Origin of the sequence: Paracoccus yibinensis, assembly GCF_030846195.1 — a bacterium.
Taxonomy (GTDB): domain Bacteria; phylum Pseudomonadota; class Alphaproteobacteria; order Rhodobacterales; family Rhodobacteraceae; genus Paracoccus; species Paracoccus yibinensis.
Genome location: NZ_JAVCWH010000007.1, coordinates 120,667 through 135,746 on the forward strand (window position 1 = coordinate 120,667; position 15,080 = coordinate 135,746).

The 15,080-nt window shown below is 64.6% G+C and carries 10 protein-coding genes and 1 riboswitch; of the genes, 6 read left to right on the forward strand and 4 right to left on the reverse strand.

Features of this window, described 5'->3' with window-relative positions; genetic code table 11:
• The first annotated feature begins 91 nt into the window (after nt 1–91).
• The 5 genes from carB (at nt 92) to argC (ending at nt 7,825) form a co-directional block, all read left to right on the forward strand.
• The gene (gene carB / locus RAH32_RS15200; RefSeq protein ID WP_306608881.1) at nt 92–3,430 is read left to right on the forward strand and encodes a carbamoyl-phosphate synthase large subunit; all 3,339 of its coding nucleotides are present in this window, start codon (nt 92–94) and stop codon (nt 3,428–3,430) included.
• A 13-nt stretch (nt 3,431–3,443) separates the two neighbouring features.
• Nucleotides 3,444–5,237, forward strand: a complete 1,794-nt coding sequence (locus tag RAH32_RS15205) for a DUF262 domain-containing protein (protein ID WP_306608883.1) — start codon at nt 3,444–3,446, stop codon at nt 5,235–5,237.
• A gap of 232 nt (nt 5,238–5,469) precedes the next feature.
• Nucleotides 5,470–6,531: a DNA topoisomerase IB gene (locus tag RAH32_RS15210; RefSeq protein WP_306608885.1), complete on the forward strand. Its 1,062-nt coding sequence runs from the start codon at nt 5,470–5,472 to the stop codon at nt 6,529–6,531.
• A complete protein-coding gene (locus RAH32_RS15215; protein WP_306608888.1) occupies nt 6,528–6,857 on the forward strand; it encodes a DUF779 domain-containing protein in 330 nt (109 codons plus the stop codon). The genes RAH32_RS15210 and RAH32_RS15215 overlap by 4 nt, the downstream gene beginning before the upstream one ends.
• A 56-nt stretch (nt 6,858–6,913) precedes the next feature.
• A complete protein-coding gene (gene argC / locus RAH32_RS15220) occupies nt 6,914–7,825 on the forward strand; it encodes an N-acetyl-gamma-glutamyl-phosphate reductase (RefSeq protein WP_306608890.1) in 912 nt (303 codons plus the stop codon).
• Between the two features lie 36 nt (nt 7,826–7,861).
• Here argC and gcvP read toward each other — a convergent pair whose 3' ends face one another.
• From gcvP to gcvT, 3 genes are all read right to left on the reverse strand, one after another.
• The gene (gcvP, locus tag RAH32_RS15225; RefSeq protein ID WP_306608892.1) at nt 7,862–10,696 is read right to left on the reverse strand and encodes an aminomethyl-transferring glycine dehydrogenase; all 2,835 of its coding nucleotides are present in this window, start codon (nt 10,694–10,696) and stop codon (nt 7,862–7,864) included.
• 79 nt (nt 10,697–10,775) lie between these two features.
• Entirely contained in the window at nt 10,776–11,132 is a 357-nt protein-coding gene (gene gcvH, locus RAH32_RS15230; protein WP_306608952.1) for a glycine cleavage system protein GcvH, read from the reverse strand.
• Between the two features lie 15 nt (nt 11,133–11,147).
• Nucleotides 11,148–12,272 (reverse strand): glycine cleavage system aminomethyltransferase GcvT, encoded by a 1,125-nt coding sequence (gene gcvT / locus RAH32_RS15235; RefSeq protein WP_306608894.1) that lies wholly within the window; start codon nt 12,270–12,272, stop codon nt 11,148–11,150.
• A 159-nt stretch (nt 12,273–12,431) separates the two neighbouring features.
• Nucleotides 12,432–12,520: riboswitch (glycine riboswitch) on the reverse strand.
• Between the two features lie 110 nt (nt 12,521–12,630).
• Here gcvT and RAH32_RS15240 point away from each other — a divergent pair.
• The gene (locus tag RAH32_RS15240; RefSeq protein WP_306608896.1) at nt 12,631–14,304 is read left to right on the forward strand and encodes a glycosyl transferase family 90; all 1,674 of its coding nucleotides are present in this window, start codon (nt 12,631–12,633) and stop codon (nt 14,302–14,304) included.
• On the opposite strand, the gene RAH32_RS15245 is transcribed toward RAH32_RS15240, so the two are convergent.
• Nucleotides 14,301–15,080 (reverse strand): SDR family oxidoreductase, encoded by a 780-nt coding sequence (locus RAH32_RS15245; RefSeq protein ID WP_306608954.1) that lies wholly within the window; start codon nt 15,078–15,080, stop codon nt 14,301–14,303. The genes RAH32_RS15240 and RAH32_RS15245 overlap by 4 nt on opposite strands.

Below are 15,080 nucleotides of genomic sequence, written 5' to 3' on the forward strand. Positions count from 1 at the left end.
CGGGCGAAAGCCCCCTGTCTCACCTTGCGATCCGACCGCGCATGGCTATAACCCCGGACGATTTGTCAGCCGCCAGCGCCAGGGAACCACCATGCCGAAAAGAACCGATATCAAGTCGATCCTGATCATCGGCGCAGGCCCCATCGTGATCGGCCAGGCCTGCGAGTTCGACTATTCCGGCGCCCAGGCCTGCAAGGCCCTGCGCGAGGAAGGCTATCGGGTGATCCTGGTCAATTCGAACCCCGCGACGATCATGACCGACCCGGAAATGGCCGACGCGACCTATATCGAGCCGATTACCCCCGAGATCGTCGAAAAGATCATCGCCAAGGAACGCCCCGACGCGCTGCTGCCGACCATGGGCGGGCAGACGGGCCTCAACACAGCTTTGGCGCTGGCCGACATGGGCGTCCTGAACCGCTACGGCGTGGAACTGATCGGTGCGCAGCGCTCCGCCATCGAGATGGCCGAGGACCGCAAGCTGTTCCGCGAGGCGATGGACCGGATCGGCCTGGAAAACCCCAAGGCCACCATCGTCGCCGCGCCGAAGATGCCGAGTGGCAAATACGACATCAACGCGGGCGTCCAGCAGGCGATGGAAGCCCTTGAGGAAATCGGCCTACCCGCCATCATCCGCCCTGCCTTCACCCTGGGCGGCACCGGCGGAGGCGTGGCCTATAACCGCGACGACTATGAACGGATCGTGCGGTCCGGGCTTGATGCGTCCCCCGTGGCGCAGGTTCTGGTCGATGAAAGCCTGCTGGGCTGGAAGGAATACGAGATGGAGGTCGTGCGGGATCGCAACGACAACGCCATCATTGTCTGCTCGATCGAGAACGTCGATCCGATGGGCGTCCACACGGGCGATTCGATGACCGTGGCCCCTGCCCTGACGCTGACCGACCGCGAATACCAGATCATGCGCAACGGCTCCATCGCCGTGCTGCGCGAGATCGGCGTGGAAACCGGCGGCTCGAACGTGCAATGGGCGATCAACCCGGCCGACGGCCGCATGGTCGTGATCGAGATGAACCCGCGCGTGTCGCGGTCGTCCGCCCTGGCGTCGAAGGCCACCGGCTTCCCCATCGCCAAGATCGCGGCCAAGCTGGCGGTCGGCTATACGCTGGACGAGCTGGACAACGACATCACCAAGGTTACGCCCGCGTCGTTCGAGCCGTCCATCGACTATGTCGTCACCAAGATCCCGCGCTTCGCCTTCGAGAAGTTCCCCGGCAGCAAGCCCGAACTGACCACCGCGATGAAGTCGGTGGGCGAGGTCATGGCCATTGGCCGCAGCTTCCACGAATCGCTGCAAAAGGCGCTGGCGTCCATGGAGAACGGCCTGACCGGCCTGGACGAGATCGCCATCGAGGGCGCGTCCGAGCAGGGCAAGCCTGCCTTCATCGCCGCCCTGTCCCGCGCCACGCCCGACCGCATCCGCGTCATTGCCGAAGCGATGCGCTTCGGCATGACCAATGACGAAATCCAGCGCATCACCAGCTTCGACCCGTGGTTCCTGGCACGCATCCGCGAAATCGTGGACGCCGAACACAAGGTCCGTCACGAGGGCCTGCCCTCCGACCCCGAAGGTCTGCGCGCGCTCAAGATGATGGGCTTCACCGACGCCCGGCTGGCCCACCTGACCGGCCGGGACGAAGCCGACATCCGCCGCGCCCGTCGCAATGCGGGCATCTTGCCGGTCTTCAAGCGCATCGACACCTGCGCCGCCGAGTTCGAGGCCCAGACCCCCTATATGTATTCCACCTATGAGGCCCCGGCGATGGGCGACGTGGAATGCGAATCCCGTCCCACGAACGCGAAAAAGGTCGTGATCCTGGGCGGCGGCCCGAACCGGATCGGCCAGGGGATCGAGTTCGACTATTGCTGCTGCCATGCCTGCTTCGCGCTGACGGATGCGGGCTATGAAACGATCATGATCAACTGCAACCCGGAAACGGTGTCCACCGACTATGACACCAGCGACCGGTTGTATTTCGAACCGCTGACGCTGGAACACGTCTTGGAAATCCTGCGCGTCGAGCAGGAAAACGGCACCCTGCACGGCGTGATCGTCCAGTTCGGCGGCCAGACGCCGCTGAAGCTTGCCAACGCGCTGGAGGCCGAGGGCATCCCGATCCTGGGCACCACCCCCGACGCCATCGACCTGGCCGAAGACCGCGAACGCTTCCAGAAGCTGCTGAACGATCTGGATCTGCGCCAGCCGATCAACGGCATCGCAAGCAGCGACGACCAAGCCATTGCCATCGCCGAACGCATCGGCTTCCCGCTGGTGATCCGCCCCTCCTATGTCCTCGGCGGCCGCGCGATGGAGATCGTGCGCGACATGGACCACCTGAAGCGCTACATCACCGAGGCCGTCACCGTGTCCGGCAAGAACCCGGTCCTGCTCGACAGCTATCTGTCCGGCGCGATCGAGGTCGATGTGGACGCCCTGTCGGACGGCGAGAATGTCCATGTCGCGGGCATCATGGAACATATCGAGGAAGCGGGCGTCCATTCGGGTGACAGCGCCTGCTGCCTGCCCCCGCACACGCTGGACGCCGCCACCATCGATGAACTGAAGCGCCAGACCGTTGCCATGGCCCGCGCTCTGCGCGTGAAGGGCCTGATGAACGTGCAGTTCGCGATCAAGGACGGCGCGATCTATGTGCTCGAGGTGAACCCCCGCGCGTCCCGCACCGTGCCCTTCGTGGCCAAGGCCACCGACAGCGCCATCGCCTCGATCGCCGCGCGGCTGATGGCGGGCGAGCCGATGTCGAACTTCCCCCTGCGCGATCCCTATCCCGCAGGCGTCGGCCCCGAGGACGACCTGCCCTTCGCCGACCCCTTGACGCTGGCCGACCCGATCACGCCCTGGTTCTCGGTCAAGGAGGCCGTGCTGCCCTTCGCCCGCTTCCCCGGCGTCGATACGCTGCTTGGCCCCGAGATGCGTTCGACAGGCGAGGTGATGGGCTGGGACCGCAACTTCGCCCGCGCCTTCCTCAAGGCGCAGATGGGCGCGGGCACGCATCTGCCGCACGAGGGGCGCGTCTTCCTGTCCGTCAAGGACGCCGACAAGACGCCTGCCCTGGCGGCGGCGGCGCGCGATCTGGTGTCCATGGGCTTCTCGCTGGTCGCCACCGCCGGCACCGCCGAGTTCCTGGCGGCCGAGGGCGTCGAATCCACCCGCGTCAACAAGGTCTATGAGGGCCGCCCGAACATCGTGGACCGCCTGAAGAACGACGACATCGCCATGGTCCTGAACACGACCGAGGGCGTCCAGGCCATCGCCGACAGCCGCGAGATCCGGGCGGTCGCGCTCTATGACAAGATCCCGTATTTCACCACGGCCGCGGGGAGCATCGCGGCGGTGGCGGCGATCAAGTCGCGCGGGGAAGGGGAAGTTGGGGTAAGGTCGCTGCAGGCTTAGAAAGGGTTAACCGATGGCAGGAGTGCAGCAGGAACTTGTAGTTCGTGGAGAGCAGATTGAACGGGTCTTCATTAACTACAATGACCGGAAATACATCGTAAATCGCAGGTACCAGAGAAAGCTGATTTGGACGATTGAGGAAAAGCAGAGCTTCATCGACTCAATCCTTCGCGGCTATCCGGTCCCGATTGTTCTTTTGGCCGAACCAGCCGAGAGGCGAGACGGTGCCTATGAGATCATCGATGGGATGCAGAGAATGAATGCTATTACTTCATTCATTGCGAACGATTTTCCAGTCGAGGGCGAGTACTTCGATCTTAACACGTTTGCAACTGCTAAAGCCCTAATGGATGAGGGTCTCCTGCAGCAGCATACACCTGTGATGGACCGTGCTAAGTGTCTTGCTATTTCAGCCTATCCTCTACCGCTCTCAATATATGAATTTGCTGATGGTGAGTCGGTCGACGAGGTCTTTCGTCGAATAAATTCAGGCGGACGTCAACTATCACGACAAGAACTAAGGTCTGCAGGCGCAACTAATCAATTTGCAACAACTGTTCGTCTGATTTCATCTAAGGTTAGGGGAGACTCCTCTAGCACTGATACTTTGCTTCTCAATGATATGAAAAAGATTAGTATAACGAACAGAGAACTGGATTACGGAATAAATGTAGAAGACGTTTTCTGGGTGAAGCAAGGCATCTTGAGCAGAGATAATCTGAGACAGAGCCGAGATGAAGAAATGGTCGCTGATTTGGTGGCCTATATGGTTTCAGACGCAGCTATTCCTTCTAGAAGTGAACTGATAGACGCTTATTTTGCGGACCCTCGCGAATTGGAAGGATCAAATCTAGAAAGGTCACAGGCAATTGATCAAGCAGTTCGCCGCCGTACTGCCGAGCTAGTAGAGTACGATTTTCTGAGGGTTCATGACGCAATCACGCTCCTACTAGCGCGTGCGGATGTGCCATTTGTAAATCTCATTTTCCCGGATGGGCATGGTGGGAATCCAGTTCCCCGCTATTATCAGGCCGTTTTCCTAGCCTTCCACCACCTCATTGTACGTAACGCTCAAGTGGTTGCGAACGTAGCCGCCATAATTGATCGGCTGCGGAATAGTGGACGTAACATCACGATTCAAGAAGGTGGTCGCTGGGGCGCTGACAGTCGTCAAGCGGCTGTGGACTCGGTGGTTGGTTGGATCCAAGGTGCCTTTGAAAACGATCGAAACCCCGATCCCGCCAAGGTCCACTGGGTAAGCCGCCTTCAGAACCTCCTCATCAACTCTACTACAGAGCAGCCTGCTTATGATTTGAAACAGGGGTTCTTTTCGCTCAGTGACAACCCCGCTTTCGACGAACTCTCGTTCGAGAAAATACTGGTAACCTGCAGCGCAATTGCAAACATTCGACCAGGACATCGGGGATATGTTATCGTAGGCGTTGCTGAGACTGCAGCAACTGCAGCGCGTGTTCACGAGCTATTTGGCGTATCACCATCGTCCTATGAAGGCTTTTATATCACTGGGGTGGAGCATGAAGCTCAGGCTCTTGGAAAAAATTTGGACCAACTTTTCCAAGATCTAGCTAATCGCATTGAGCGGTCGGAACTCAGCGAGCCATTGAAGTCCTACATGACAAGTCACCTAAAAATGGTGCGATACTACGATAAACATGTTGTTGTCCTAGAAGTTGAAGGACAGGCCGAGCCCTCTCTGTTTGATGGTAAGTTCTTTGAGCGGCGGGGCGCACAAGTTTTTGAAGTTCCCGCCGCATCTCTATCTGGCCTTTTCGCTCGCTTTCGCTAGTGGTAAGTTTAGTGGGGAGCACATCCCTCACATCCCGTTCCGCCATTATCTTTTCCAAAAGCGCCCTCTTCCCCTTCTCGCTGATCCAAGGCACCCCCGCCCCAAGACTCGGCAGGGAACGCAGCGGCTCCTTGCGCGCGCGCGTAACGTCTTAGCAACCGCAATCCCACCTCGCGCAACCAACCCGCCCCCTCAGCGTTGAAGCAGGCCCACCCGCTCTGGATCCGCACCCATGCCCAAGGACGGCCCCGTCATTCCCGACCCGCAGGATGCCGCGCGCGAGGCGGGGTTGGTCTATGTCAACGACGACATGCCGGGAATCACCCGCCAGCGGTCCGGCAAGGGGTTCAGCTATCGCGGTCCCGACGGGAAGGCCATCACCGACAAGGCGGAACGCAAGCGGCTGGCCTCGCTGGGGATTCCGCCCGCCTATACGGATGTCTGGATCTGCCCCGATCCGCGCGGCCATATCCAGGCCACGGGGCGCGATGCGAAGGGGCGCAAGCAATACCGCTATCACCCCGATTTCCGTGCTGTCCGCGACAGCGCCAAATACGAACACATGGTCGAATTCGCCCATGCCCTGCCCCATATCCGCGCCCAGGTCGATCAGGACATGTCGCGGCGCGGAATGCCGGCGGAAAAGGTCGTGGCGACGGTAGTCTACCTGCTGGAAAACACCATGATCCGGGTCGGCAACGCCGACTATGCCAAGCAGAACAAGTCCCACGGGCTGACCACGCTGCGCGACCGGCATGTGACCTTTGACGGCAACCGGATGCGGTTCCGCTTCAAGGGCAAGTCCGGCAAGGAATGGGATCTGGGTCTGCGCGACCGCCGCGTGGCCCGGATCGTCCGCGCGGCGCAGGAGATTCCGGGCCAGCATCTGTTCCAGTATATCGACGACGATGGCCAGCGGCAGAAAGTCACCTCGACCGAGGTGAACGCCTATCTGCGCGAGATCTCGGGCCAGAACGTCACCGCCAAGGATTTCCGCACCTGGACCGGAACCGTCCTAGCCGCCCTGGCCCTGGCGGAATACGAGGCCTGCGACAGCGAGGCCGCCGCCAAGCGCAACATCCGCGAGGCGATCGAGCGCGTGGCGGCCCGCCTGGGCAACACGCCGACCATCTGCCGGAAATGCTATGTCCACCCGCAGGTGATCGACGCCTATCTTGCCGACGAGTTGAAGCTGGAATTGCGCGAGGAAATCGACGACGATCTGCAACAGCCCGGCCTGCGTCCCGAGGAACGGCAGGTGCTGGAATTCCTGAAGAAAAGGTTGAAGGCATGAGCACAGTCACAGCCACCCCCGCCGCCCTGGACCTGATCGCCGAGATCGTAGCCGACCATGGTCCCGTCCTGTTCCACCAGTCAGGCGGCTGCTGCGACGGATCCTCGCCCATGTGCTATCCGCAGGGCGATTTCCGCGTCGGCGACCGCGACGTGAAGCTGGGCGAGATCGGCGGCGCGCCCTTCTATATCAGCGCCTCTCAGGCCGAAGCCTGGGCGCATACCGACCTGGTCATCGACGTGGTGCCCGGCCGCGGCGGCATGTTCAGCCTGGATAACGGGCGCGAGAAGCGGTTCCTGACCCGGTCGGAAATCTGTCGGATCTGATTGGCAGGACTGCCGCCGTCCCCTATAACGCCCGGACATTTTCCAGGGGGCGGACCATGGCATACAGCGTTTTCATCGACGGCGAGGCAGGCACCACGGGTCTGCAAATCCGCGAGCGGCTGGAAACGCGCGACGACATCCGCCTGATCGCCATCGACCCCGACCGCCGCAAGGATGCCAGCGCCCGGCGCAAGGCCTTCGAACGGGCCGATGTCGCCATCCTCTGCCTGCCGGACGAGGCCGCGCGCCAAGCCGTGGAACTGGCGCAGGACCTGGATACGCGGATCATCGACGCTTCGACCGCGCATCGGGTGGATGAACGCTGGGCCTTCGGTTTTGCCGAACTGGGCGCAGGCGCGCGCGACCGGATCGCGGCGGCGCGGCTGGTCAGCAATCCGGGCTGCTATTCCACCGGGTCCATCGCCATCATCGCACCCCTGGTCGCAGCCGGGCTTATCGCCCCGGACGAGCCGCTCTCGATCAATGCCGTCAGCGGCTATACCGGGGGCGGCAAGGCGCTGATTGCGGAATACGACGATGGCACGGCGCCCGCGCATTTCGTCTATGGCCTGAACCAGCGGCACAAGCATATCCCGGAGATCATGGCCCATGCCGGGCTGTCGCGGCAGCCGATCTTCGCGCCCTCGGTGGGCAACTTCGCGCAGGGCATGGCGGTGCAGCTGCCGCTGTTCCTGGACGAACGCCGCACGTTGGACAGCCTGACGCAGGCCCTGACCGACCACTATGCCGGGCAGCGCTTCATCGAGGTCGCGCAAGGTGCAGGGTCGCGCATCGTGCCCACGGATCTGAACAACACCAACATGCTGCGCATCACCGTCCAGGGCGACGCCCAGAACGGCTGCGCGACGGTGGTGGCCGTTCTGGACAACCTGGGCAAGGGCGCGTCCGGGGCTGCGGTCCAGAACCTCAACATCATGCTGGGGGTGGACGAAGGCATCAGCCTTTAGGGCGCAAGACACCGGCCAAAGCCGGTGCCTGCCGTTTTATTCCGCCGCCTCGGCATAGCTTTCCAAGGGCGGGCAGGTGCAGATCAGGTTGCGGTCGCCATAGGCGTTGTCCACCCGGCCCACCGGCGGCCAGTACTTGTCCACGCGGAAGGCGCCCGCCGGGAAGCAGCCCTGTTCGCGCGAATAGGGACGGTCCCAATCGGCCACCAGATCCTCGACCGTATGCGGCGCGTGGCGCAACGGGCTTTGATCGGCGGCAATACGGCCTTCGGCCACGTCCATGATCTCGTCCCGGATCGCCAGCAGGGCGGTGACGAAGCGGTCGATCTCGGCCTTGGTCTCCGACTCGGTCGGCTCCACCATCAGCGTGCCGGCGACAGGCCAGCTCATCGTCGGCGCATGGAAGCCGTTGTCGATCAGGCGCTTGGCAATGTCGTCCACCGTCACGCCATGATCGGCAAAGGGGCGCGTGTCGATGATGCATTCATGCGCGACCCGGCCCCGATTGCCCATGAACAGGATCGGATAGGCCCCGGCCAACCGCGAGGCGATATAGTTCGCGTTCAGGATCGCCACCCGCGTGGCCTGCGTCAGCCCCGCGCCGCCCATCATCAGGCAATAGGCCCAGGAGATCAGCAGGATCGAGGCCGATCCATAGGGCGCCGCCGACACCGCGCCTTCGCCCGTCTGCGGATCGCCCGGCAGGAAGGGCGCCAGATGCGCCTTGACCCCGATCGGCCCCATGCCCGGACCGCCGCCGCCATGGGGGATGGCGAAGGTCTTGTGCAGGTTCAGGTGGCTCACGTCGCCGCCGATCTCGCCCGGCTTAACCAGCCCGACAAGCGCGTTCATGTTGGCCCCGTCGATATAGACCTGGCCGCCATGCCGGTGGGTGATTTCGCAAACCTCGCGCACGGTGTCCTCGAAAACGCCGTGGGTGGAGGGATAGGTGATCATCACCGCGGCCAGCCTGTCACCCGCCTTTGCGGCCTTGTCTGCGAAATCCTCAAGGTCGATGTCGCCGTTGGGCGCCGATTTCACCACCACGACCTTCATCCCGCACATCTGCGCGGATGCCGGGTTCGTGCCATGCGCGCTGACCGGGATCAGACAGACATCCCGATCCTGGCCGCGCGACTTGTGATAGGCGGCGATGGTCAGCAGCCCCGCATATTCCCCCTGCGCGCCGCTGTTGGGCTGCATGGAAAACGCGTCATAGCCGGTGATCTGGCACAGCTTTTCCGTCAGGTCGCCAATCGCCTCGGCATAGCCCGCAGCCTGGTCGGCAGGGGCAAAGGGATGCAGCGCGCCGAATTCGGGCCAGGTGATCGGCATCATCTCGGCCGCGGCGTTCAGCTTCATGGTGCAGCTGCCCAGCGGGATCATCGCCCGGTCCAGCGCCAGGTCCCGGTCCGACAGGCGGCGCATATAGCGCATCATCTCGGATTCGGCGCGGTTCATGTGGAAGACCGGATGGGTCAGGTAGTCGCTGTCCCGCAGCAGCGCGTCGGGGATCGCCGGACCGGTTGCCGCTTCTGCCGCATCGGTGATGCCGAAGGCGTCCAGCAGGCGTGTGATCACGCCCAAGTCGGTGGTCTCATCGACACTGATGCCCACCCGGTCGCGCCCGACCTTGCGCAGGTTGATGCCGCGATGGCGGGCGGCGGCCATGATGCCTTGCTGGCCGACGCCAACCTTGACGGTGATCGTGTCGAAGAACGCATCGGGCGCCACCTCGGCCCCGGCGGCGCGCAGGGCGTCGGCGATGGTGACGGCGTGCAGATGCACCCGCTGGGCAATGGCGCGCAGTCCTTCGGGACCGTGGAACACGGCATAGAAGGAGGCCATCACCGCCAGCAGCGCCTGCGCGGTGCAGACGTTGGAGGTCGCCTTCTCGCGCCGGATATGCTGCTCGCGGGTTTGCAGCGACAGGCGATAAGCCTTGTTGCCCTTGGCGTCGATGGAAACGCCGACGATGCGCCCCGGCATGGCCCGCTTCAAATCGTCCCGGCAGGACATGTAGGCGGCATGCGGCCCGCCATAGCCCATCGGCACGCCGAACCGCTGCGCCGATCCGACGGCAATGTCGGCGCCCATCGCGCCTGGCTCGCGCAAAAGGCACAGCGCCAGCAGGTCGGTCGCCACCACGGCCAGCGCACCTGCGGCATGCAGGGCCTCGATCTCGGGCGTAAGGTCGCGAATATGGCCATAGGTGCCCGGATACTGGAAGATCGCGCCGAAGACCTGATCCGCTTGCAGATCGTCGATCGAGGCCTTGACGATGCGAATGCCGAGTGGCGCGGCCCGCGTCTCGATCACGGCGATGGTCTGGGGATGCAGGTCATGGGCCACGAAGAAGGCGTCGGCCTTGGACTTCGACTGCCGGCGCGCCATGGCCATGGCCTCGGCCGCGGCCGTCGCCTCGTCCAGCAGGGATGCGTTGGCGACCGGCAGCCCGGTCAGGTCGGCCACCATGGTCTGGAAGTTCAGAAGTGCTTCAAGCCGCCCTTGGGCGATCTCGGGCTGATAGGGGGTATAGGCCGTGTACCAAGCGGGATTTTCCAGGATGTTGCGCTGGATCGCGGGCGGCGTGACGGTGCCGTAATAGCCTTGGCCGATGAGGCTGGTCATCACCGTGTTCCTGGCCGCGACCCGCCGCATCCGGTCCAGAAGCGCGGCTTCGGACAGCGCGGGCCAGTCCAGCGGCGTGTCCTGCCGGATTGCCTGCGGCACGGTCTGGTCGATCAGCGCATCCAGGCTGTCGGCACCCACGACCTTCAGCATCGCCTCCATCTCGGCGGGCGAGGGACCGATGTGGCGGCGGTTCGCGAAATCGTCGGGGTTGTAGTCGGTCAGGGTCCAGCGGGTCATGATCGCCTTCTTTCCAAAGCGGTTTTGCCTTGGCTCAAATATCCTCGGGGGTCCGGGGGCAGACAGCCCCCGGGCGACATCAGCCGATCAACGCCTGATAGGCGGCGTCGTCCATGAAGCGGTCCATGGCGCCCGCATCGGATGGCTTGATGCGGAAGAACCAGGCGGACAAGGCATCGTCGTTCACGCTGCCCGGCGCGTCCGCCAGGGCCGTGTTCACCGCCGTGATCACCCCCGCCACCGGGGCCGCGATGTCCGACGCCGCCTTGACCGATTCGATCACCACGACCTCGTCGCCCGCCTGGACCTCACGGCCCTTCTCGGGCAGTTCGATGAAAACGACATCGCCCAGTTGTTCGCTGGCATGAGGGGTGATGCCGACGACGATCTCGTCCCCTTCGGCGCGCAGCCATTCATGGTCTTCGGTGTATTTCAGCATGGGTCAGGCTCCTCAGCGTTTGTAGGACGGGGTGACGAAAGGCAGGGGGGTGATGGCGACAGGGATGCGCTTGCCGCGCAGTTCGGCGTAGACCGTCGCGCCATCCGGCAGTTCCGCAGGCAGCCGGGCCATGGCCACGGGGCCGCCGACCGACGGCCCGAACCCGCCCGAGGACACATGACCGATCGCCTCCCCGCCCTCGGCCTGGTCGAAGATCGCCACGCCCTCGCGGATCGGTGCCCGTTCCTCGGGGCGAAGGCCGCGCCGCACCGACGCCGCGCCATCGGCCAGTTCGGGCAGAATGATCCCTGCCCCCGGAAAACCGCCCGCCCGCGCGCCATTCGTCCGGCGAACCTTGGGGATCGACCAGCCAAGCGCCGCCTGCGCGGGCGTCACACCGCCGTCCATGTCATGCCCGTAAAGCGGCATTCCCGCCTCGAGCCGCAGACTGTCGCGCGCGCCAAGGCCGATGGGCGCGACTTCGGGCTGATCCAGCAGCGCTTGCGCGAAATCGCGCAAGCATGCGCGGGGGACCGAGATCTCGAACCCGTCCTCGCCCGTATAGCCTGACCGCGAAACCCACAGCTCCACGCCATCCCGGTCGAGGATCTGGCTGTCCATGAAGCGCATTTCGGCAACGGCCGGGACCAGCCGGGCCAGCACTTCGGCCGCAAGCGGACCCTGCAGGGCCAGCAGCCCGCGGTCGGTGACCGGCGTGACCGTTACCCCGTCCAGCGTTTGCAGATGCGCGATGTCCTGTTCGGCGCAGGCGGCGTTGACCACCAGCAGGAAGTGATCGCCCCGATTGGCGAACATCAGGTCATCCAGGATTCCGCCAGCGTCGTTCGTGAACAGCCCATAACGCTGCCGGCCTGGCGCAAGGCCCAGCACATCTGCCGGGATCAGGCTTTCCAGCGTCAGCGCCGCGGCCGCCATGTGGCCGCCCTGCGGCGTGACCAGGACCTGCCCCATGTGGCTGACATCGAACAGCCCGACCCGCGCGCGGGTATGCAGGTGTTCCGCCATCACACCCATGGGATACTGGACCGGCATTTCCCATCCGGCAAAGGGCACCATCCGGGCGCCCAGCGACAGGTGCAGGTCGTGAAGCGGGGTCCGGCGCGGGTCGTTGGTCATGTGACCTCCCTCTCTCAAACAGCCGGACAGCCGGCATCGGTTGCGGGGCTTCCCCCGTTGACGATGCCCCCTCTGTCCTTGCCCGCCCGGACCTGCCGGGTTGGGCGCCTGAGATCGTTATCCCTTCGGCGGGCCGGAACGGCCACTCTCCAGAGCTTCTGGCGGAAAACGGTCCTTCTGCCTGAGAGTTCGCCGGGGCGGCTGCTCCTTCGGCACTGGCGCGGGCCAGCTTCTCCCGAGTTCCGATGGCTGACAGCTAGCCGGGCGGCAAGTCCAAGGCAAGCCTTTTGTCGTAGCCGTCCGATTGACAGCATTCCCGCATCGACCCAAGGTTGCGCGGCATCGGGCAGGGGGCGGCGTGGCGCGCAAATTCTTCCAGATCGGCTTCAACAAGTGCGGCACGACCTTCATCGCCAGGCTGTTTCAGATGAACGGCTATCCGGCCGTCCACTGGGCCGAAGGCGCTCTGGCCGAGGATATCGCCTGGTCAAAGCTGACGGGCGCGAAGCCCTTGCAGCCCTGGGGCGACACGGTGGCCTTCACCGACATGGAATCGGTGCGCTATCTGAACATGCCCATCGTCGAGGCTTTCAAGGAGTTCCGCTTTCTTGACGACAGCCATCCCGGTTCGGTCTTCCTGCTGAACACCCGGCGGGTCGAGGACTGGGTCATCAGCCGCTACATGCACCGGGGCGGCAGCTATGCCCGTGCCCATGCCCAGATCCGGGGCGTCGCCGTCGCCGATCTGGCCGACCTGTGGGCGGCTGAATGGGACGCTCATCTGGCCGATTGCCGCGCTTATTTCGCGAACCGGGCCGAGTTCGTGGAGATCGACATCGACCACGCCACCCCAGGCGATTACCGCGATGCCCTGGCCCCGTGGTTCGACCTGCGGACCTGCCCGCACCGCCCCGGCGCGGGCGTCAGGTCGCGCCGCGAAGGCTATCTGGCCGGTCTGTCGCGGATGCTGGCGATGCCGCAGTCCAACGATGCGCCGGACAGCCGGTCCGTGACGGCAGATATCGTGCGCACCGCCCTTCCGGCCCGGGTTGCAAAGGAAGGAACGACCCCACCCGCCGGGGCCTTGATTGATCTGGACCGGGGCGAGGTCCGCGACGGCCAGGGCGGGATGCTGCCCATCCGGCGCGCGCCGGACGGGTTCTTCTATGCCGCGCCCGGATCGCCCCGCCTGCTCCGCATCGCGACGACGGCCAACGACATGGCCCAGGCAGCGGATCGCGGCAGCTATTTCGTCGAGACGCAGCCGGGATTTCCCGGCGGAACCGGTCCGGTCCTGGCCCCCAGCCGCCGGGCGGGGGCCGCCAATGTGTTCCTGTGGCCGATGCCCTGGATCCACCGGCTTGGCAACGACGGCTATCTGGGCCGGCCCGACCGCATAGACCCGCCCTGGGCCGAAAAGCTGGACCGCGCGGTCTTTCGCGGCGATCTGTCGGGCCATGTGATCACAAGGGACGGCCGGCCGGTGCGCCCTCTGCATCGGGTAGTGACGGATGTGCTGGCAGGCGGGTCGGAGGCCGACCTGACGGGCGCGACGCGCGTGGCCTTGGCGCTGCGTCATCTGGGATCGACCGATGTCGACGCGGGCCTGACGCCCGATGCGCGGGGGGCGCGTGCCCTGGATCGCGTGGGGCTGGCGCATCTGATTGCAGTGCGGAAGGGCGACGACTTCCTGCTGTCCCACCGCTATCTGATCTGCCTGGGCGCGACCTCGGGGTCCGAGGATTTCCTGCCCCTCGCCAACAGCAATTCGGTCGTGCTGCTCGAGGAGGACGGCTGGGAAACCTTCGCGCGGGCCATCTTCCAGCCTTGGCAGCACTATATCCCGCTTCGTCCTGGCGCGGGCGACCTGGCCGGGAAGCTGGCCTGGGCGCGTGCCCATCCCGACTCCTGCCAGCAGATCTCGGCCCGCGCCCGAGCCCTGTGCGCGCTGCTGGCCGACCCCCAGGCGCGCCGGCAGCAGCTTGGGCTGATCCTGCGCGACTATCGCTTGATGACCGGGCAGCGGGCCTAGATCGTCACGTTCAGCGCGCCGCCGTCCAGAAGGATGTTCTGTCCCACGATGAAGCGTGCCTGCTGGCTGCACAGGAACGCGCAGGTCGCGCCGAAATCCTCGGGCGTGCCATAGGTGCCGGTGGGGATGGTCGCCTGCCGCTGGCGGCGCGCCTCCTCCAGGCTGATGCCCTGCCTGTCGCTGACGCCCTTGTCCAGGCTGACGGCCCGGTCGGTCGCGTGGATGCCGGGCAGGATGTTGTTCACGCAGACCCCATGCCCCGCCACCTGCCGCGACATGCCAGCGACGAACCCGGTCAGCCCGGCGCGCGCCGTGTTCGACAGGCCCAGCACCGCAATGGGCGAGCGCACGGACTGCGAGGTGATGTTGACGACGCGGCCCCATCCCCGCTCCATCATGCCGGGGACTAGCGCCTGCATCAGCGCAATGGCCGACAGCATGTTGGCGTCGATGGCGCGGATGAAGTCATCGCGGCTCCAGTCGCGCCAGTCGCCCGGCGGCGGGCCGCCCGCGTTCGTGACCAGGATGTCGGCTTGGCCCACGGCCTCCAGCACCCTGGCGCGGCCTTCGTCGGTGGCGATGTCGGCGGCGACGGGCGTGACGCTGACGCCGTGTTTCGCGGCGATTTCTTCGGCGGTCCGGGTGATGTCCGATTCGGTCCGGCTGTTGATGACCAGATCCACGCCCGCCTCGGCCAGCGCCTCGGCGCAGCCGCGTCCCAAACCCTTCGACGCCGCGCAGACCAGCCCGCGCTTTCCCCTGATGCCCAGATCCAT

Excerpts from the sequence above, each read along its gene's own strand:
- gcvP (WP_306608892.1), bottom strand. The coding sequence starts at position 10,696 with ATGACCCGCTGGACCCTGACCGACTACAACCCCGACGATTTCGCGAAC.
- argC (WP_306608890.1), top strand. The coding sequence starts at position 6,914 with ATGGCATACAGCGTTTTCATCGACGGCGAGGCAGGCACCACGGGTCTG.
- carB (WP_306608881.1), top strand. The coding sequence starts at position 92 with ATGCCGAAAAGAACCGATATCAAGTCGATCCTGATCATCGGCGCAGGC.
- RAH32_RS15245 (WP_306608954.1), bottom strand. The coding sequence starts at position 15,080 with ATGGATCTGGGCATCAGGGGAAAGCGCGGGCTGGTCTGCGCGGCGTCG.
- RAH32_RS15210 (WP_306608885.1), top strand. The coding sequence starts at position 5,470 with ATGCCCAAGGACGGCCCCGTCATTCCCGACCCGCAGGATGCCGCGCGC.
- RAH32_RS15205 (WP_306608883.1), top strand. The coding sequence starts at position 3,444 with ATGGCAGGAGTGCAGCAGGAACTTGTAGTTCGTGGAGAGCAGATTGAA.
- RAH32_RS15215 (WP_306608888.1), top strand. The coding sequence starts at position 6,528 with ATGAGCACAGTCACAGCCACCCCCGCCGCCCTGGACCTGATCGCCGAG.
- gcvT (WP_306608894.1), bottom strand. The coding sequence starts at position 12,272 with ATGACCAACGACCCGCGCCGGACCCCGCTTCACGACCTGCACCTGTCG.